This window comes from Proteus sp. fly-1008 (assembly GCF_040140305.1).
Lineage (GTDB): Bacteria > Pseudomonadota > Gammaproteobacteria > Enterobacterales > Enterobacteriaceae > Proteus > Proteus vulgaris_B.
This window is the reverse complement of record NZ_JBEEWH010000001.1, coordinates 18,700-39,553: the sequence shown is the minus strand read 5'-3', so window position 1 is coordinate 39,553 and position 20,854 is coordinate 18,700. Positions and strand designations below refer to the sequence as shown.

General features: G+C 35.8%; 18 protein-coding genes. 8 read left to right on the top strand and 10 right to left on the bottom strand.

Features of this window, described 5'->3' with window-relative positions:
- The first annotated feature begins 113 nt into the window (after window positions 1-113).
- Window positions 114-986, top strand: a complete 873-nt coding sequence (locus tag ABN256_RS00205; protein WP_197269320.1) for a fructosamine kinase family protein — start codon at window positions 114-116, stop codon at window positions 984-986.
- Window positions 987-1,113: 127 nt separating this feature from the next.
- Here the strand turns inward: ABN256_RS00205 and ABN256_RS00200 are convergent, their stop codons facing one another.
- A complete protein-coding gene (locus tag ABN256_RS00200) occupies window positions 1,114-1,653 on the bottom strand; it encodes a YniB family protein (RefSeq protein ID WP_115349618.1) in 540 nt (179 codons plus the stop codon).
- Between the two features lie 199 nt (window positions 1,654-1,852).
- Here ABN256_RS00200 and hxpB point away from each other — a divergent pair, with 199 nt between their 5' ends.
- The 4 genes from hxpB to ABN256_RS00180 all read left to right on the top strand — a co-directional run bounded on the left by hxpB (window position 1,853) and on the right by ABN256_RS00180 (window position 6,030).
- Window positions 1,853-2,521 carry a hexitol phosphatase HxpB gene (hxpB, locus tag ABN256_RS00195; protein ID WP_072070393.1) on the top strand — a complete coding sequence of 223 codons (669 nt, stop codon included), beginning with the start codon at window positions 1,853-1,855 and terminating at the stop codon, window positions 2,519-2,521.
- A 308-nt stretch (window positions 2,522-2,829) separates the two neighbouring features.
- Window positions 2,830-3,396 (top strand): metal-dependent hydrolase, encoded by a 567-nt coding sequence (locus tag ABN256_RS00190; RefSeq protein ID WP_197269321.1) that lies wholly within the window; start codon window positions 2,830-2,832, stop codon window positions 3,394-3,396.
- A 242-nt stretch (window positions 3,397-3,638) separates the two neighbouring features.
- The gene (locus tag ABN256_RS00185) at window positions 3,639-5,030 is read left to right on the top strand and encodes an L-cystine transporter (RefSeq protein ID WP_072070396.1); all 1,392 of its coding nucleotides are present in this window, start codon (window positions 3,639-3,641) and stop codon (window positions 5,028-5,030) included.
- A 136-nt stretch (window positions 5,031-5,166) separates the two neighbouring features.
- Window positions 5,167-6,030 carry a hypothetical protein gene (locus tag ABN256_RS00180; protein ID WP_231619308.1) on the top strand — a complete coding sequence of 288 codons (864 nt, stop codon included), beginning with the start codon at window positions 5,167-5,169 and terminating at the stop codon, window positions 6,028-6,030.
- 85 nt (window positions 6,031-6,115) lie between these two features.
- On the opposite strand, the gene htpX is transcribed toward ABN256_RS00180, so the two are convergent.
- From htpX to msrC, 5 genes are all read right to left on the bottom strand, one after another.
- Window positions 6,116-6,994 carry a protease HtpX gene (gene htpX, locus ABN256_RS00175; RefSeq protein ID WP_072070398.1) on the bottom strand — a complete coding sequence of 293 codons (879 nt, stop codon included), beginning with the start codon at window positions 6,992-6,994 and terminating at the stop codon, window positions 6,116-6,118.
- A gap of 417 nt (window positions 6,995-7,411) precedes the next feature.
- Window positions 7,412-8,764 carry an OprD family outer membrane porin gene (locus tag ABN256_RS00170; protein ID WP_197269322.1) on the bottom strand — a complete coding sequence of 451 codons (1,353 nt, stop codon included), beginning with the start codon at window positions 8,762-8,764 and terminating at the stop codon, window positions 7,412-7,414.
- Window positions 8,765-9,651: 887 nt separating this feature from the next.
- Window positions 9,652-11,712 (bottom strand): carboxy terminal-processing peptidase, encoded by a 2,061-nt coding sequence (gene prc, locus ABN256_RS00165; protein ID WP_196553184.1) that lies wholly within the window; start codon window positions 11,710-11,712, stop codon window positions 9,652-9,654.
- Between the two features lie 19 nt (window positions 11,713-11,731).
- Window positions 11,732-12,424 carry an RNA chaperone ProQ gene (gene proQ / locus ABN256_RS00160; RefSeq protein WP_196553185.1) on the bottom strand — a complete coding sequence of 231 codons (693 nt, stop codon included), beginning with the start codon at window positions 12,422-12,424 and terminating at the stop codon, window positions 11,732-11,734.
- Between the two features lie 95 nt (window positions 12,425-12,519).
- On the bottom strand, window positions 12,520-13,017 hold the full coding sequence (gene msrC, locus ABN256_RS00155) for a free L-methionine (R)-S-oxide reductase MsrC (RefSeq protein ID WP_115349612.1): 498 nt from the start codon (window positions 13,015-13,017) through the stop codon (window positions 12,520-12,522).
- Window positions 13,018-13,283: 266 nt separating this feature from the next.
- On the opposite strand from msrC, the gene yebS reads away from it, so the two are divergent.
- The 3 genes from yebS (at window position 13,284) to ABN256_RS00140 (ending at window position 17,265) form a co-directional block, all read left to right on the top strand.
- Window positions 13,284-14,552 carry a membrane integrity lipid transport subunit YebS gene (gene yebS / locus ABN256_RS00150; protein WP_197269323.1) on the top strand — a complete coding sequence of 423 codons (1,269 nt, stop codon included), beginning with the start codon at window positions 13,284-13,286 and terminating at the stop codon, window positions 14,550-14,552.
- Window positions 14,494-16,812, top strand: a complete 2,319-nt coding sequence (locus tag ABN256_RS00145) for a PqiB family protein (protein ID WP_349438889.1) — start codon at window positions 14,494-14,496, stop codon at window positions 16,810-16,812. Before yebS ends, ABN256_RS00145 begins: the two co-directional genes overlap by 59 nt.
- Before the next feature lie 210 nt (window positions 16,813-17,022).
- Window positions 17,023-17,265: a DUF1480 family protein gene (locus ABN256_RS00140; protein WP_072070409.1), complete on the top strand. Its 243-nt coding sequence runs from the start codon at window positions 17,023-17,025 to the stop codon at window positions 17,263-17,265.
- A 300-nt stretch (window positions 17,266-17,565) separates the two neighbouring features.
- On the opposite strand, the gene ABN256_RS00135 is transcribed toward ABN256_RS00140, so the two are convergent.
- From ABN256_RS00135 to ftnA, 4 genes are all read right to left on the bottom strand, one after another.
- Entirely contained in the window at window positions 17,566-17,907 is a 342-nt protein-coding gene (locus ABN256_RS00135; protein WP_196553188.1) for a YebY family protein, read from the bottom strand.
- Window positions 17,908-17,954: 47 nt separating this feature from the next.
- Window positions 17,955-18,851 carry a copper homeostasis membrane protein CopD gene (copD, locus tag ABN256_RS00130; RefSeq protein ID WP_115349610.1) on the bottom strand — a complete coding sequence of 299 codons (897 nt, stop codon included), beginning with the start codon at window positions 18,849-18,851 and terminating at the stop codon, window positions 17,955-17,957.
- Window positions 18,851-19,243 (bottom strand): copper homeostasis periplasmic binding protein CopC, encoded by a 393-nt coding sequence (gene copC / locus ABN256_RS00125; protein ID WP_109408636.1) that lies wholly within the window; start codon window positions 19,241-19,243, stop codon window positions 18,851-18,853. Before copC ends, copD begins: the two co-directional genes overlap by 1 nt.
- A 429-nt stretch (window positions 19,244-19,672) precedes the next feature.
- Window positions 19,673-20,176, bottom strand: coding sequence for a non-heme ferritin (ftnA, locus tag ABN256_RS00120; protein ID WP_072070414.1), 504 nt, complete (start codon window positions 20,174-20,176; stop codon window positions 19,673-19,675).
- Window positions 20,177-20,854 lie beyond the last annotated feature (678 nt).

Below are 20,854 nucleotides of genomic sequence, written 5' to 3'. Positions count from 1 at the left end.
TTTTTAGCTTTATACTTTATTGATTTAATTAAAGTGTTATTGTCATAAGATAAACATCGCTCGTTATTATTTTATTTGGGTCTACTAAGTAAACAACTTTGCGAGGTGTAAGTATGTGGCAGAATATAGGTCGTTTACTGGAATCAAACTTAGGATTTTCAGCAAAGATAAACGAAAAAACTCACCTTTCTAGTGGCGATATTCACCATACATGGAAAATTTATTATGGTGATACCCCCGTCTTTGTAAAATCCAACTTACGTGAGTTTCTGCCTAATTTTAAAAATGAAGCAGAACAACTTGAAATGTTGGCAAAAAGCCAAACAATTCGTACTCCTCGCGTTCTTGGCATTGGTAATAGTAAAGATGCCAGCTTCTTACTCCTCGAGTTCTTACCTGTGCAACCTTTTACACCTCACAGTGCTTATTGCTTTGGTCAACAATTAGCAAGACTACATCAATGGGAAGATCAACCTAGTTATGGTTTTGATTTTGATACTCAAATCGATACAACTCCCCAACTAAATGGCTGGGAAAAACGCTGGAACCACTTTTATTCTGAAAAACGTGTTGGCTTCCAACTGCAACTGGCGTCAGAAAAAGGGATGGTCTTTGGTGATATCGATGAGATCACCCAAATTATTCATCATCATCTAGCTGATCATAACCCACAACCGTCTTTGCTTCATGGCAACTTATGGCCTAAAAACTGCGCTGCAATTGGTCAATCTGAAGGTACAGTTTTTGATCCTGCTTGTTATTGGGGAGATAGAGAATGTGATATAGCGATGCTACCACTTTGTACTGCAGTACCCGCTAATATTTTTGATGGTTATCAGAGTGTCTGGCCATTATCTGAAAAGTTTTTATTACGTCAGCCCATTTATCAACTCTATTTTTTCCTCAACCGTTGTAATCTATTTGGTGGTGAAAAAGATTACCTAGAAGCCCGAAAAATCATTGATGATTTATTAGCCACCCCCTGACAAAAGATAAAAAACAGTTTAAAACAGGTAATAAGCTAAAAATATAACCTCGCCAGCTCACATTGTGCGAGGTTTATTTTCCCTTCAGTTAGATAAATGAACTATCCTCGTTCATTGTAAAGGGCTATTACCACCCTAAAAATTTCAGCAAGAAATACCCAATTGCCATAACAATAATGGGGGATAGATAAAGCACCATAATTTGAGTGAAAATAGTATGTCGTGGTAATTTGATATTCTGTTGTAACTCTTCCGCAGTGATACCACTCTTCATCGCTCGTTCAATAATAAGCTGATCTTGTATATTTTCTTTTAAATACTTAACTTGACGATAAATTCGTAATCCCGATGCGCTAAACGCCAATCCAACAAACATAAAAAGAAAAATAACAAAAAAAGTGATATTTTCCTGACTCAATCCCATTTGTGTATTGGGGATAGGTGAATTTCGCCAGAAGAAGCCTAAAAAAGGTGTATTAAATTGTACCATTTCCGCTAACACACGAAAAAAATCATTGATCACGGCATTTACACCATCACCACTTGGACGTTGGATTGCAGCCAATCCTATCAACGACACTGTTGTAGAAATAAAGGCAGGAATAAAAATAAGCCAGCCAAGAACTCGCTTTGAAATGGCATATAATCCTGCATATTGATAACTCATCACATCCTCACTAGTAGAATTCGTCAATATTTATCTGTTTATCGTAGTCTAATTAACGGCTAATACGACAATATATTAATAGTAGCCATTCTCTCTATTTATTTTACTAAATAAATAAGAAACTGATTAAAAAGATTTTCTTTGTAACTCTTGCTACAATCGCCATTCGACAACATAGACCTTATTTATGGAGAGTAACATGTCTTTTAAATTCCCTATTGAAGCTGCTATTTTTGATATGGATGGTTTATTAATCGACTCTGAACCATTTTGGCAGCAAGCAGAACATGAGGTCTTTGCTGAATTAGGCGTCGATTTATCCCTTTCATCGGCAATGCCCGATATGGTTGGATTAAGAATAAACGAAGTCATTGATTTATGGTATAAAGCCTCACCATGGCAAGGCGTTTCAAAACAAGAAGCAAAACAAAAAATGGTTTCTCGTGTTGTCAAATTGGTTGAAGAAACCAAGCCACTATTACCTGGTGTCGAACATGCTCTAGATCTTTGTAAATCATCAGGATTAAAAATTGCGTTAGCATCGGCTTCTCCTGATTTTATGCTTGAGCGTGTGCTTGAGTTGTTTAATATTCGTCATTATTTCTCAGCTGTCGTGTCTGCTGATGAATTACCGCACAGTAAGCCACATCCAGAAGTTTATCTAAATGCAGCTAAAGCACTTAATCTTGATCCTATCCACTGTGTTTCATTAGAGGATTCTCGTAATGGCATGATTGCCTGTAAAGGTGCAAGAATGCGCTCTATCGTTGTACCAGCAGCAACACAATTTAATGATAAGCAATGGGGTTTAGCTGATGTGAAAATTGCCTCTCTTAATGAGTTAACACAACTACATTTATTAGGTTAGTTTCCATCAATAAAAGGGATATTTTGCTTTATTAGATATCCCTTTTGTTCTGCTTCTAACACTTAATTCATTAATGCTACTTTTTTTACTCTTAGCATTTTCTCACTCATTTGTCTTACTACCACCAGCCCCCATTCTATCTTTTAGGTTTTTATCCTAAATTCGATCGTTTTTAAATCAATCAAATAAAATATTTCTGTTATTGCTTAATATTTAAGACAATTTTTATCTTTTTTGTCTGTTAGTTATCATCAAAACCTTTTATACTTTATCACTGTATAAATGAACAGCAAACGAACAGACTTGGAATGACCGCAGAAGGACATTTACTTTTTTCTGTTGCAACACTTGTGTTAGCACAGAAACTTGAAATAACGCCAGCTCTTGCTCATGGTGATTGGTTTCACATGATCCCTGCTGTCTTATTAGGCTCACTTTTACCAGACTTAGATCATCCTGCCTCTATACTTGGACGATTGTTCCGTATTATTTCTCTGCCCTTATCAAAACTTTGTGGTCACCGAGGTTTCACTCATAGCCTACTCGCATTTTGTGGTTTAGCCATTTTATGGGAAACCCAAGTTTCACCACGCTGGGAAATTTCAGCAGATATTTTTCATGCACTTTTACTTGGTTATCTTAGCCATCTCATTGCCGATATGTTAACCCCAGCAGGAGTTCCTTTCCTATGGCCTTTAAAAATGCGCTTTGCGCTACCTATTTTAGGTAAAAAAAATAATAAAAAAGGGGAGCGTTTTATCTCCGTTCTTATTCTTGTAGGCGCACTTTTCTTACCTCCACACCTTACTGTTACATTGCCTTCGCAAGTCAATAATTGGTTACAGATGTACCACGACAAGCGCACTAATTTTTAACCCCCCCTGACAAAACCCTACGTTTCTCTATTTATTTATAAATTCTTACATCTTTTTATGCCTATTTTCTTGTCTTTATAACCAAACGATTATATAAAAGAATAATTAATTATAAAAAGTTATTAACAATCCTGTTACCCTATAGCGAGTTGATGCTGTTATATCCTTTCTTACTATCTAAGAACTCATATCGCATACAATCGTCGAAATTATATAAATAAAAATCTCGTTGGAGAGTTAAGATGAATTTTCCGTTAATCATTAACGTACTCGTCTTTGTTGTGTTATTACTCGTCTTGGCTAAATTAAGTCAACGTCAGTGGAGCCTTTCAAAGAAAGTTCTTGTTGGTTTAGTTTTTGGTGTTGCTTTTGGATTAGCGCTACACGCATTCTATGACTCACACGATCCTATTATTAAAGAATCTATTCTTTGGTTTAATATCGTGGGTAATGGCTATGTTCAGCTATTACAGATGATCATTATGCCATTAGTATTTGCCTCTATTCTTAGTGCCGTTGCTCGTTTGCATCAAGCATCATCATTAGGAAAAATCAGTGGGCTAACTATTGGTACTTTATTATTTACCACTGCCATTTCTGCATTAATTGGTATTGTGATCGCCAATTTATTTGGTTTAACCGCAGAAGGCTTAGTGCAAGGCGAACAAGAAGCACAACGCTTAATTGCGCTTGAGCAAAATTACATGGGTAAGGTTTCTGACTTAACCATGCCTCAGCTTATTTTGTCATTTATTCCTAAAAATCCATTTGCTGACTTAACAGGTGCAAGTTCAACATCAATTATTAGCGTTGTTATCTTTGCTACATTCTTAGGTATGGCTGCGCTGAAATTACTCAAAGAAGATCAGCCTCGTGGCGAAAAAGTCTTAGTTGCGATTGATTGCTTACAATCATGGATCATGAAGCTAGTTCGTATCGTTATGATGTTAACCCCTTATGGTGTTATGGCGCTGATGACTAAAGTTGTAGCCAGCTCAAATATGCACGACATCATTCAATTAGGAAGCTTTGTTGTTGCCTCTTATGTTGCTATTGGCTTAATGTTTGTGGTTCATGGATTACTCGTTAGTTTTACAGGCTTAAACCCTGTTAAATTCTTCAAAAAAGCGGGTCCATTATTAGCATTTGCATTTACTAGCCGTTCAAGTGCAGCAAGTATCCCGTTAAATATTGAAACACAAATCAAACGTGTAGGTGTACCAGAATCTATCGCGAGTTTCTCATCATCTTTTGGTACAACGATTGGCCAAAATGGCTGTGCAGGTATCTACCCTGCAATGCTCGCTGTTATGGTTGCACCAACCGTGGGTATTAACCCCTTAGATCCAATGTGGATAGCCACTTTAGTCGCTATCGTAACCGTCAGCTCTGCGGGTGTTGCGGGTGTTGGTGGCGGTGCTACATTTGCAGCTCTTATCGTTCTGCCTGCAATGGGTTTACCTGTGACATTAGTTGCCCTATTAATCTCTGTAGAACCATTAATTGATATGGGACGTACCGCATTAAACGTCAGTGGCTCAATGACTGCTGGTACAATCACCAGCCAAATCATGGGGCAAACGGATAAAGCGGTCTTCAATCAAGATGAAGAAACAGAACTTACAGTAAAATAAACTTTATCTACCTCTATTGAGAGAGCCAGTTCATTTTGAACTGGCTTTTTTTTATATCTATATTAAGTTACATATCTTCTATCTATGCCATTCACCAATATCAATAAAAAACCTATAAATATAACAAGGTAAAATCGTGCAAAAAATTATGCGAGTTTTGCGAAAACTCTATAAGTATGAAAACAGCCAATATGATCCTGAACGCCAAGTTTCTCTTTATCATCTTGATGTTCTTTCCGAAAAGGAAAAAAACATATTATTAGCAGCCAATTGGCAACCTAATATTATTGAAAAATTTGCGGATCATTCAGATATTATTAATCAATTACATAGTTTAAAAAACAATCCGTTACTCACTCAAAAACGTTGTTTAGATGCATTTGTGGCTGGTGTTGGTGGTAGCTATCTTAGAGGACGCTCTGTTTTAGGCGCTTTCCATAAATTACAAAATTTGCCACTACATAATTATGACGAAAAGCCTCAATATGCCTGTTGTTGGATTTGTAGTGATAGCAACGACCAAAAGCATATTAATGATAGTTATTTTCAATATTGCCTCTATTACGGTAATTCTTATACTGGCAATCCCTCTTATGCTTATCTGAATTTAAAGCACTTGCTAACAATTCCTCCCGTTAGTCCAACGCAGGCAGACAAAGAGACTTTTAAGCAATTACTTCATTTATTACGTAGCGCCCATGAAGATGAAACTCCGGGTAAGTTTGAAAAACGGTTAAATGAAGCTAAATTAATTTCTGGTGATAAATACACCAAGCGAGGTATCTTGCACTCACTTGCTTTAGTGGGTGTTATTCCCAACGCCTTTATTCCATTATCTTTAAATAGCTGGGCCAATTTCGGTGATATTACCATTGTAGAAAATCAGCTTAATAACACCAAAGGGCGTTCCGATATGGAAATGCCGTGGGCAGGATGGAACGGTAATCTCAAGATTGATGAAGAAAAAGCCATGGCTTATTTTGGGGAATACTTAGATTAAATATCAATATTTTCCATAAAAAACGCCCAATACTGATCATATTGAGCGTTTAAACATTGGCGTTAATTTATAGCCTTTAATATTTTTATTTTAGATACTCACCATTGCGTAGTGCTTCAATACGCTTGTCTAATGGTGGGTGAGATAAAAATAATTCACTAAATGACTTATTACGGCCATTAATGCAGAAAGCCATCATACTGCTCTCTTCTTGTGGCTCATAACTCGTTTTTAAACGTTGTAATGCTGCAATCATCTTCTCGCGACCAACAAGTTTTGCCGATCCCGCATCTGCATGGAATTCACGGTAACGAGAGAACCACATGGTAATAATGCTTGCCAAAATACCAAATACAATTTCCAGTACCATTGAAACCCCCATATAAACCCATGGGTTACCATTGCTATTTTCACTCTCTTCATCACTCGAAATAAAATTAGCAACGAATTGTGCAATGATACGCGAAATAAAGATAACGAAGGTATTCACAACCCCCTGAAGCAAGGTCATGGTTATCATATCACCATTAGCAACGTGGCTAATTTCGTGAGCAATAACCGCTTCTGCCTCATCACGACTCATATTGGCTAACAATCCTGTACTTACAGCCACCAGCGAAGCATCACGACGAGCGCCTGTCGCAAAAGCATTAATATCAGGTGCATCATAAATAGCCACTTGTGGCATTTTAATACCGACTTGTTCAGATTGGCGTCTTACCGTATCTAATAACCAACGCTCTACTTCTGAAGTTGGGTTTTCGATAACTTGACCACCCACTGAACGTAATGCCATCCATTTTGACATTAACAGTGAAATAAATGCACCACCAAAACCAAACAAACCCGCCATGATCATCAAACCTTGAACACTGCGACCTTGTATACCGGTTAAAGATAAGATGATCCCAAAAACAAACATTACAGCTAAGTTTGTTAAAAGGAATAACGCAATTCTCATCATATTGATACTGTTCCTATTTTATCTAATTATCACATTGCAAAAACTATCTTATAAATAAGGCTTTTTTGAATTTTATCAAGTCTTTTAACGTATTTAATACTAAAAACAGTATAACTTTACATTTTGATAAAAAAATAGGATTTAATTACCTACTTATTGGGCATTATTTAAAACTGAAAAAAGATGGGTGATCTAAAATAGGCGGGACAACTTTTCGTATTATTTAGCTAAAGAGAAGGCTTTATAACCTTATACCTATCAATAATAAGCTCATCATAAAAAGTGAAATAGATTAGCATATAAATGGGACACTATTATCGTCGAGCTAACTGTCGCTATGCTCTTTGTGCACGACTTGTAAATAATACAAATCGTGCACATGAAACAAGCAATAGCGTAATTAACGCTATAAACTAATTACATTTTAAAACGATATGTGGTTGTCATTGAGCCTGATAATGAATGTGCTCGTTGTGAATGACCATCATACAATTTTGGTGTGGTGTAATCGTTTTCTTGCTGGTGGTGCCAACCGATACCACCACTTAAAGAAACAGAAAGATTTTTTGTTGGTTTCCAATAGCTAAATAAACCAAACTGTCCTTGTTTTAATCTTTCACCTGAATAACTGAATTCACTATAGTTAGTGCGTGCACCAATTGACAGCTCTTTACTAATTCTGTATTCAGCTTCCAATGCCCCCATAACTTCACCATCACGTACATAGTCAATATCAGCGTAAGCTGGTGAGTTAAAGCGTCCACGAGTATTACCTATTGGGTTACGTGCAAATTGACCAACACCATTTGCTTTCTCAGCATCGGTATAAGTCACACCTGTACGCAATGTCCATGGTGACTCAGGAATTCGCCATTCCATCGTACCTGCAAAGTGCCATGCATCATTATCAAAATTACGCTTACCTTTATTAGCATCACTTAATGTACGCTTACCTTCACTACCATAATCGTGATAATAAACAACACCACCAATCGTCACATCTGAGGTTAATTTATATTTTGCTTCTAAGCCTTGCTGACGGAACACATCATCCGCCTGACCATAGAAATAAAATACTTTTAACGGTTTAGAGTTATAGTTAATTCCACCAGTTAACACATGATCGATATTGTGTCTGACACCATTACCATCACTGAAATACATTCTGTCGATATTTGGGCTATCACGACGCATTACTTTACCATCAAGAAACAGTAAATCTAAGCTCCAATCACCCATTGCAGTGTTGGTAGCATAACCATTATAACTGTTTAATGATAAGCGCTGTGAGTTAGTAAAAATACCCGTATTTTTCAGCGTAAACCAACCTGCTTTACCGTTAATTAAAACAGGATCTAAATCAAATTTAACTTTTGCGAAACGTTGACCAATTTTGTTATAGCCTTTTGCATCACCATCATCATTATATAAAATTGCACGAGAGGCGAAGTCTTTACTTGCACCTAATTTGATACCACCATAATAAGAGACATCAAATCCGAGAATGCCACCTAAATAACCAGATCTGAAATCTGCTTGAAAGTTTTGTCCCCAAGCATTGGCAACTTGTTTTCTATAACGTTGCTCTTCTTTATCAAAACGGTTTTCAGTTTTTAAGTATTTCCACATATTAATAGTAGAAAGTTCTAACTCAGAATCTGAGATCAATGAGTTTTCTTTAATTGAGTCTTCCCAATTTCCAGCATTCGCAGCACTCACAGCCAAAAAACAAGGGGATAACATAAGCAACGCAATTCTTTTTACTTTCATTTTAATAAAACCTGGTTAATAAATATTTTTAATTAATTTATATTGACTTATATTCCATAAGCTCAACAAAGTACCATTTTTATATTTAGCTAAAAAGTTACCCTTGTTTAAATTATTGTTGCAGTAATTTTAAACACTAAGTCATTTTTTGGCATAAAAAATTCAATATGACTATTTCGCCACATTAGTATTTACTTATTTTCTCTTAATAGAAGTTTTTTAAACAAACTATAGTTTATTGGACGTTTAGATATTATCCCTTACGTAAAAAGCCTGAGTTTGAAAATATAATATTTAAATCACTAATTGCTACTCTAATAACGTATTCTCAATGTATCAACAATGATAATTCACTATTTAGACAATAATTTTTAGCTACTGTGATGGCGAGCCAAAGTGACACAAAAAGTTCATAAACTGTATGCTATAGTAATTTTATGTCAGTTTACGCGACCATTGTCACAACATGTTACATTTATTGCAATAAACAAATCATTAAATGTGAATTAAGTCACAATAAATAATCAAGCTATTCTTTTTATATCTCGTAATACTTATTTAAACTTTATTTTGAATTAAAAATTAAGTGACGTAAAAAAAATTTAAATTTTTATGTATTATAAAATGCTAGTGACGTTAATAATTACTAATGTTACTGGTAACTTAATAGAGGGGTCATTAAAGTGTATTGAGAAACAACATTAAGATTATCGCTAGAAAATACATAATCTATTTTATTAAAAATGCTTTTAATAACTCACCAGATGCACATTGATTGATAATAGCAGTCCTTAAATCTTGGCTGTATTAAGATATAAAAAAGCCCCCAGTAATTGATTATCCAATTATTGGGGGCTGCAATAAATACCGACTTTAAAACGAATACTTTAATTTAATAGTTTTTTCGGCTTAAGTACTTTTGAAAGATCAACTGCGATTTTTGCAGTCTCATCTAAATAAGGATCTGGCCCTTCATAATCCTTAGGTAAATCATCAAGTGACTTTAACAAAGGCTTACCTTCTAATTTAAAACGCTCATTAATACGATTTAATTTAATAGTTTCTAGCTCTTTGTTTTCTTTCTCTCTTTCAGCAAAATTCAGGATAACAAATTTATCTTCACCTTTTGCTTTAGCATCATTGTAACGTTGAATATCATCAAAAATATATGAGAATTCTCTGTCGCTTGCTATACGTTTAGTGTGCTGCTCCGTTAATGGCGCTAATGCTGTTTTCAATTTATCTGAGTATTCAGATAACTGATAACTAGCTGGAGAAATACTATCCCAAGGTAATGCGTTATCTTCAAAGCTCTCGCCCATTTCAGCACTATCAAAACTTGGTAATAATAAATCAGGTGTTACCCCTTTAAGCTGAGTACTACCACCATTAATTCGATAGAATTTTTGGATAGTGTATTGTACTGAACCTAAACCTGGCCAATCAGGGCTAAGCATTTGATCGTAAACTCGCGTTAGAGGGCGATATTGCTGAACCGTTCCTTTACCAAATGTCTGTTCACCAACAATCAAAGCACGCCCATAATCTTGCATAGCAGCCGCAAAAATTTCAGAAGCTGAAGCACTAAAACGGTTTACAATAACAACTAATGGACCTTTGTAATAAACAACATCGTCCCTATCAAAATCTTGTCTTACACGACCATTATTATCTCTAACTTGTACCACAGGGCCACTTGGAATAAATAATCCTGACAGTGAAATGGCTTCAGTTAAAGCACCACCACCGTTACCACGTAAATCAATAACTAATGACGATACATTATCTTTTGCTACTTTTTGCAATTGAGTTTTAACATCATTAGTTAAACCAACATAGAAGCTTGGAATATCTAAAATAGCGACTTTATCGCCATTAATAACTTTTTCTGTCAATTTAACCGCTCGGTCTTCTAAACGGATCTGTTCTCTCACTATCGTGATTGTTCTTGGTTTAGCGCCTTTCTCATCAGAGATAACTTCCAACTTAACTTGACTACCTTTCGGGCCTTTAATCAAGGCAACAATATCATCAAGTCGCCAACCGACAACGTCTACCATCGGTTTATTTTGTTGGCCTACGGCGATAATTTTATCACCGACTTTCAACTCTTTACTTTTTGCAGCCGGTCCTCCGGTCACCATCGAGTTGATCATCGGATAATCATCATCCATTTGTAATACAGCACCAATGCCTTCTAATGAAAGGCTCATTTCAGAATCGAATGCTTCTGTATTTCTTGGTGATAAATAACTGGTATGAGGATCGATTTCGCGGGCAAATGCCGACATAATAATTTGAAAAACGTCTTCACTTTGGCTTTGTGTTTGACGACGCAAAGCGGCTTTATAGCGCTTAGTCAACGTTTCTTTAATTTCACTGTCTGTTTTTTCAGATAATTTCAGTGTTAACCAATCATATTTAACTTTTTCATCCCAAAGCTTATCTAATTCAGCTTGAGTTTGAGGCCATGGCGCTTTCGTTCTATCTAACTCAAACTTATCCTGACCGGTTAAATCTATTGGCTTATTGATACGATCTAACGCATATTTAAAACGTTCAAAACGTCTTTTTTGCGCTAAATTGAAGAGATCATAAAGGGGTTGAAGATCGCCTTTTTTCAGGTATTCACCCACTTTGGTTTTTTCTTTATCAAATTGGGCGATATCAGACGCAAGCAATACATTGTGGCTATAGTCTAATAAATTAAGATAGCGATTAAATATTTTTTCAGAAAAGCTCGCATCTAGAGAAAACTGGCGATAATGAGAGCGTTCAAAACGAGAGGTTACTCGCTCGCTTACAGTAGAGTGTTGTGGCTCTTGCTTTAATTCGGGTAACTGATCAATAGTTGCCATTGCTGGAGTGGCTGGTTTCTCAGCCATCACAACAGAAGTACCTGTTAATGTTAATCCGATTGCAAAAGCCACATTTAAAAGTTTGTTCATGCTCTGGTTGGCCTCCGTATCAGAACTTTAAATGTTCCGTGCGTACATTCATTGCCAAACCGTTAGGCAATTGTACACGTACACCCTCTTTTGCTATCTCTAGCACTGTCGCATTCATCACGCTACTACCGACGTTAACTTTCAGCGATTGACCAACAGTAAGAACTGATGTGTCTGTTACTGGAATTAACTTTTCAGTATTTTGGCGTGGTGCTTTACGAGGAGCTTGAGCCGCTTTTTGAGGACGAGGCTGCCGTTTTTCACCGTCTTTAGGTGGCTGACGACGCGTATTATTTGGCTTTTTCGCTGCCGGACGCTTACTGGTCTCCTTATCACCTTCAGCTTCGCGCTTTTTAGCACGTTGTTCAGCTCTTTGAGCTTGAACGCGCGCCTTGGCTTCTGCTAATTGTGTACGAGCATGTTCAATATGCTCAGCTTCCAGTTCGCCGCAGTCATTACCATCCAAATCGACACGTTTTGCCCCTTCTTTAACTCCATAAAGGTAGCGCCAACTTGAGGTATATAAGCGTAATGCAGAACGTAACTGTGTTTTGCTTAATTCAGCTTCATCTTTTAGAGCTTCAACAAGATCTTGAAAAATGCCAACTTTCAAAGGGCGAGCTTCGCCCTCAGCAATAAAACACTTAGGGAAACGTTCAGCTAAAAAAGCGATGATTTCTTTACTACTATTCAACTTAGGTTGATTTTCCATGAAATTTCCTGATTACAACGGTTTTGCCAACCAGCGCAGGCATGAACAAGCGACATTATAATAGTGTTGCCAACAATTTCTATGGCAAACGCCTGTTAACTTACACAAAATTCACAATATTTTGCTGTATGACAAGTTTTTAAATGCTCGCAGAGCACGTCACACAACGCTTTAAGCCCATTTTCATCTTTTTTATCAAAACGATTAAAAATAGGGCTATCAATATCGAGAACGCCGATAATTTGTCCATTTACCTCTAGAGGTAGAACAATTTCAGACTGACTTGCACTGTCACAAGCAATATGTCCACTAAATTGATGAACGTCATCCACTCTTAAAATTCTGTTTTCGGAGTATGCAGTTCCGCAAACTCCTTTTCCAAAACCTATCCTGACACAAGCAATTTTACCTTGGAATGGACCAAGAACTAATGAGTCACCATCATTAAGATAAAACCCAACCCAATTTATCGTATCTAACTTTTCGAAAAGAAGTGCGCTGGTATTAGCAAGTGATGCGATAAGATCATTTTCACCAGACAACAAGGCTGACAAATTATCAGTGAGTTCCTGATAAAAAAGCGAATTTGGCATCATTAACCCCTATTTACATAACTAAAATAGATAACATACTCGTAATTTAGCCTATTTTATCTTGAGGTTGAATACTCCATTTTCAAGAATTGGGTAAAAAAACGATAAAACTCCCTTAACATCTACAAAAAAATTCAGACTCTTATTATTGTAAAATGAAAGGCATAAATATAATAAAAATGATAACTTGTGAACCATTGAGTATAGGTACTTTTTTTTAGCTTAATCAAACGATAACTCTTAAGAAAGCTAACTTAGGCGAATTAATGAGCAACACTGAGAACAATATCGCAATTAACGAAATAAAATCAATACGCTGTCAAGAATGTGACCATCTTGTGGCACTCCCTCTTGCGCTTAAGCGTGGAGAAGATGCGTACTGTCCTCGTTGCCAAGCTAAGCTTGCCTCTTATCGAGATTGGTCACTTACTCGCTTACTCATTTTGTCGATTACAATGCTAATCTTGGCATCTATTGCATTTACCCAACCATTAATCAAAATTCATTTATTGGGCACAATGATAACAACCAATGTGCTTGATGGTATTCGCATGATGTCAGAGCAAGGCGCTCCTCTTACTGCAACTATGGTTCTCTTTTGTGCTGTCGCCGCCCCTCTCAGCCTTCCTATTGCTATTTTATATCTTCATTTAGGTTCGCGTTTACATTTAAATTTGCGTCCAGTACTTTTAATGCTTGGCAAATTAAAAGAGTGGGTAATGTTAGATGTTTATTTGATTGGGCTGGGTGTTGCAACAATAAAATTAGGTGATTACGCCACAGTTTATATTGGCAATGGATTAATTGCTTTTGTTTCTTTAATGCTACTAAGCTTATTGATGCTAATTAACATTAATATGGACCAACTTTGGCAACAATTTTATCCACAAAAAGAGATCCAGCGCAGTCCTGCGACATGTCATGCTTGCCATTATCATTTTAAAAAAATGCCTTCGACACATTGTCCACGTTGTAAATCTTGCTACACCCCAAGACAGCCAATGAGTTTGCAGAAAACATGGGCAGCATTAATTGCAGCGATTATTTTATTATTACCTGCAAATTTATTGCCTATTTCTATTTTTTATTTAAATGGTCAACGCACCGAAGATACCATTTTTTCTGGCGTCATTGCCTTGGTAAATTCAGGTAATACCCCTATTGCTATTATCGTTTTTATTGCCAGTATTTTCGTGCCTTTTTTCAAAGTTATTATTATGTTGGGTCTATTGTTGAGTATTCATTTTAATTCTAACATTCACCCTCTATTTCGTATGAAATTATACCGTTTTGTCTCTTGGATAGGACGATGGTCAATGCTTGATCTCTTTGTGATCGCACTGATGATGTCATTAATTAATCGAGATCAACTGATGACGTTTACAATGGGTCCAGCAGCTTTTTATTTTGGTACTGCGGTTATTCTTACTATCCTTGCCGTTGAATGGTTGGATAGTCGTTTACTATGGGATACTTATGCAACACGAAGAAAACGACGCTCAGGAAACACAAGCCCAAATACGCCGCAAGCGTAGAATTTCGACATTTTGGCTACTCCCTGTTATCGCCATTTTTATTGCAAGTTGGTTGCTATTCCAACATTGGCAAGATAAAGGCGTACAAATTACGATTGATTTTCAATCTGCTTCAGGGATTGTCTCTGGTAGAACACCAATCCGTTATCAAGGCGTTGACGTAGGGATCGTTAAAGATGTCACCCTAAGTGATGACTTACGCAGAGTTATTGTTACAGCTGATGTACGAAAAAGCCTTGCAACCGCATTACGGAAAAATACGCAATTTTGGCTTGTTACACCTAAAGCAAGCCTATCAGGTGTATCTGGGCTAGATGCCTTAGTGGGTGGTAACTACATCAGTATGCTACCCGGTGATGGTGAAAAGCAGTTTAAATTTATTGCTCAAGAAGTGCGTCCTCAAGCAAATATTGATAAAAATCAGCAATTAATTACCTTAACAGCGGATAAGCTGGGATCACTTAATGTTGATTCTCAAGTTTATTACCGCCAAGTTCCTGTAGGGAAAGTTTATAGCTACGCAATTCGTCCTGACAACCAAGGTGTTTTTATTGAATTAAGTATCGATAAACAATATGCACACTTAATTCGTCAAGACAGCCATTTTTGGAATGTCTCTGGATTCCAAGGCAATTTTAATTTAAAAAGTGGCGTATCCATTAAAATGGAAAGCGTTTCTGCTTTGATTAATGGTGCGATAGCCTTTGACTCTCCAGAAAATAGTCAACCTGCACAAGAGAACCAACAGTTTGTTTTACAATCAGCTACCTCTGTTGAGGCGGGTAAAGCAATATATGGTGAAGATGGGCTAATTCTTTCTCTAACTAGTGAAGAAAGTTGGGGGGTCGATGCAGGACAGCCTATTCTCTTTAGAGGCATTACAATTGGCCAAGTTATACAACGTAATATAAGTGATGATGGTGTTATCTTCGATGCTATTATCGCCCCTGAATATAAACATTATATTTATGAGAACAGTAAGTTTGTTGCCAATAGCCGAATAAACGTCAATATGGGCTTGAATGGCATTGATATTCAAGGTGCTTCTCCTCAAGAATGGCTTGAGGGCGGTATTCATCTTATCCAAGGTAACAAAGGTACTCCTAAAGAACAGTACCGTCTGTATCGCAATGATTTTTTTGCTAAAGCAAGCATCAATGGTAATGAATTACCAGTGACATTAACGCTAAAAGCCTCCAGCCTTCCGGGCATTCAAAAAGGCTCTGTCGTGCTTTACCATCAATTTCAAGTTGGTGAAATCACTGATGTCAGGCCATTAATTAATGAGTTTGATATTGACGTTTATATTTCTAAACAATATCGCCACCTTCTTACTGAAAAAAGTGTTTTCTGGACTGAAGGTGCGGCAAAAGTTTCCGTCAATGGTTCAGGATTGACCGTTGAAGCGACACCATTAAATCGCGCCTTAAAAGGCGCTATTAGCTTCGATAACTTTGAAAATATCAACAATAACGCCTCACGTTACAAACTCTATTCGTCAGAAACTAGTGCTAGGGCTATTGGTGCTCAAATCACTTTAAAAACTTACGATGCTAGTAAGCTTTCTGAAGGCATGCCTATTCGTTATTTAGGCATTGATATTGGTCAGGTTGAATCACTGCTCCTCTCGCCAGATAGAAAAGCCGTGACGGTTTCAGCAGTACTCTACCCTGATTACGTAAAAACATTCGCAAGATCAGGTAGTCGCTTTGCGGTTGTCACACCAGAGCTAACTGCGTCAGGATTAGATAATCTAGACTCTCTGATTCAGCCATATATTAAAGCGGAACCTGGTAATGGTGGCGTTTATCGTCAATTTGAACTTCAAACATCTAACATTACAGACTCTCGCTATCTTGATGGATTAAATCTTGTTTTAAATGCCACAGAAGCCGGCTCAGTACAAATTGGTACGCCGATTTATTATCGAGGTCTTGAAGTTGGTGCTGTGACAGGGCTTGAGTTAGGGAACATGTCTGATAGAGTTTTAATTCACATTCGAATTAGTAAAAAATATCAATATCTTGTTAGAAATAATACCGAATTCTGGCTCTCTTCTGGATATAACTTCTCCTTTGGTTTAACGGGTGGCGTTATACGAAGCGGAACATTTAAACAATTTATACGTGGAGGTATTACATTTGCAACGCCACCTTCCACGCCACTACAGTCAAAAGCGAAACAGGAACAGAATTTCATTTTAAATGCAAAAGAGCCTAAAGATTGGGATGAATGGGGAACTGCGATACCAAAGCCATAAAATAAGATAATTCTCCCTTATTTACTTCCAGTTATTTAAAGCGGATCACAAAAAATGATCCGTTTTTTTTATTTATGAAATATATTTTGGAAATAGATTCCATTTATACTATGCTTGATTTTGTTTGGTCGAAAAGCATTATTCATGATAAATGCCACCAATGAAACATAGCGGAACACAACAAAACATCGCCTAAACTGGAGTTATAATATGAAGAAAACAACGTTGAAAATTGCTTGCTATGAAATTGAAGATATTACTTTGAAACACTCTTCCGATAATCAATTAACTTACATTCATATTCCATGTGATTATGATACAGAGTTTTGCATGCAACTAGATGGATGGGATGAAAACACGAGCATTCCGGCTCAATTGAAAGATAAAAATATTCTGCTTTATCGTCATGCTTATGACAAAGAAAACCACCACTGGATCTTAAAAGTGGCATAAGAGATGCTAAAACAACATAAAAAAAGCCAGATAAATCATTTATCTGGCTTAGGGAAAAGGCTCATTGCGAGCCGTGCGCTAAAAAGTAATTACTGATTACTGCGTAAAAAAAATCTAGGACTAACTCAGACCTTTCTATTTCACAACCTACTGTTAAATATTAGCTAACAATATGTAAATATCCAGTAAACGACTCAATAACACACCCTTTTCTATTCAAAAAATAATCTCAAGTAAAATTTATTTATTAAATCAATAAAATAGAAATAAAATCCTCACCTCCAGTTATTAATCATTTGATTAATTACTTTCGCAAAGTGCTTTAAATGCACCTTGAATAGCTTCTACTGATTTTTTCTTTTCAGGAGAATTAGGGTCTGGAAGTAAAATAATATCAATTAGTTGTGCCTTAACTTTTCCACTTTCCATCTGTTTCATAGCAATTTCATTAAGTGGATACTGAACTAATGTTGCTGGATTGATCACAAACCAAGCGCCATCAGTACGACAATTAAGCATCACCTCTTCTCGTGTAAATGGCCAATCGTCACCAAATTGAAGCTTACTCACTGTGGAAATTGGAGCAGAAAATGCTTGAAAAGAGAAAAGCATTAACATTACCGCTAACACAAAACGTTTCATGTTTATATCTCACTTAATAAATTAGATTTTTACGATTATATAACAATCTATACAGGTGAGTTAATCGCAAAGATGGCAACAGTAAAAATAACCATAGTTCCAAGTAATAGTTCAAACCAGCTATTAATTAGCAACCACTGAAAATTATTTTTCTTACGAATATGAGGCACCAAAACATAACGATTAATTACAGCTAAACCTAGCATTAGCACAACTAAGCTGATTTTAAGCCATAACATGCTTTGATATTCTGATGATAAGTGTATTGCAGGCCACCCTGGAATGAGCATAACAGCACTAATAATACCCGTGATGGTAACCAATAAAACAGCAACATGACCAAATAGTGAAAATCTCTTCATTGTACCAATAATTGGCTTGATCATCCCTTCTGCAAGTTCATCTTTATTACGCAAAAATTGTAAACAAGCAACAAATGGCCATAAACCGCCAAACCAATACGCAGCACTAATAAGATGAATACTTTGATTAACTTTATAAAGAGTTGCTTCTGATCCTGTAAACATGGCGCCATGTCCGATAGACGCATGTAGGATCAACATAATTGACGCAATTATTAATAAAGAGAAATTACGAATATAACGTTGGTGTATAAATAATACAGCTAAAGCAAGAGTTGCTAATATCAACTGCCATTGCCAAATCTGTCCAAATGAAGTACCTAATACCGCTTTCCATATTTCAAATGACCAAGCATCCTCCCATCCATCACCCATAATGCCAGATTGCACAGCCATCCATAGATAAGTCGTAATAAAGACGGTAATAGTGCTGATGGCTAATGCAGGGCGTAAACGAACCTGAATAAGAGGTATAAACTTATCTTTTGCAAGAATGGCGGCCGAGAAGCTCAGTCCGAACATAAACATGACGGCCACAAAATGAAAGAAACGGCATAAAATATAAACGTCTTCAGGTGTCATTATTTTACACTAAATTGATAAGAACCTTTTGTCTTGTGCCCATCAACAGAAACGACATTCCAATCAACTAAATAATTACCTTCAGCCAGATCACTTTCTAAAGGCAATAATAATTTAGTGTTGTTAACAGGATCTAAACTCAGTTTTCCTACTGTGATTTCTTTACCTTCAGCATTTGTTACTTTAATTTTACTAAAAGCAAGTTCTATGCCTTCAGAAAAATCTAGCGTGATAACTTTAGGTGCTTGTGACTGTTCAATAGCCGCGCCTTCAGCAGGTAACTGTGATTTTAAATGTGCGTGAGCTAATGCTTGTTGATATGACATACCTAAGAATAAAACCGCAATGGCTGATAATTTACCCCAAGATGTCTTAAGTGTATTTAATGACATAATAACCTCTTAAATTACAGGTGATTTTTTTATTTATGGAAATATTTTATAGCAAATTTGCGTCAAGATCTCCGCTTCTTCATATTAGAAATAAAAGGTTGTGAACTAGCACTCAAAATATATGTTATTTAGAGCAGTTTCTGTTTCAAATATCACCCATTTTTACACTTCAAAAAAATATAATACCCACATTGACAGTCTAAACAGTTCAATACATAACCAAATTAAGTTAAACGTAAAATAAACATCCTGTATAAATAACATCCAAAAACACATTCAGGATAAAAAACAGTGTAAGTAAAGAAAGAGATAAAAGATAAAAATAGAAAAGGAGCTAATACAGAAGAATAAATAACGCCCTGCTATTCACTCATAGCAGGGCGTAATAATTCATTTATTAACTTAGGCTATCTGAAGCTTTATTAATAATTAGACATGTGCAGATGTTGATAATGTATTCAGATCTTTATCTAACAAGAATAAAGCTTTACCACTGTCACCAACCATTGCTAATTTATCTAAGATTGACTTAAATAATTTTTCTTCTTCATGCTGCTCTGCAACATACCATTGTAAGAAGTTAAAGGTTGAATAATCTTGAGTAGTCATCGCTACATGAGCTAATTTATTAATTTCAGCTGTAATATGTTTTTCATGCTCGTAAGTTTTATCGAACAATTCAGAGAGTGATGAAAATTCTGATGGAGGCGCTTCAATTGCACCAAGTAAAGGCATCGCACCTGTATCACTTAAATAATCAAATAAGCGATGCATATGCTCCATTTCTTCACGAGAATGTGCTTTTAAAAACTTAGCTGCACCATCAAATCCTTTATCGTCGCACCAAGCACTCATTTGTAAATAAAGATTTGCTGAATAAAACTCTAAATTTAGCTGTTCATTCAATTTATTAATCATATCTTGATGTAACATATTTTACGTCCTTTACTAGGAAAATTAACATTACGGATATTATGCACACTTAAAAATAAAAATATAGCTATTTAAATAGAGTTTATTTATTTTTTTAATTACTCAATACGTAACAAAAATAAAAACCAATCTCATTTACAATATGATTTTATTATTTCAACAAAAGTTAAATGCTAATTATTATCATTAATGGTAAAAAAATAAAAAATCGTAACTCATTGTAATAAATAGTCATTATTTTAAATTGAATGATAATATTAATTTAATTATTTTAGCTTATAGAAGTGTTTAACTTTTATAAAATAAGAATAAAGTGGTAAAATTCAATTGTTATTTTCTATTTTCAATTCCTCACTCTATTTATACCTCTATTTAAATCCCCTCTTCTTTTATATATATTCATTTTAATTTGGATATAAAAAAAACTAATTATCACCTGTAAATTAATCTATTTTATTAACACTTATTTCTAGTTTTCTCCATTGCGCCCCATCCTCTTAAATTACTGCGATTTTTCATTTTTTGCATGTAAAAAAACACACAACTCTCAAAAAATAAAAATATTTCTAATTTTTATACAGTTTTTGGTTTTGGCTGATAAGATTAGTAGGTAACTCAAAGTTGTATGTGCAAAAATTTAGTATTAAAGCCCTAATCATAATAAAGGTTAATTAGGAG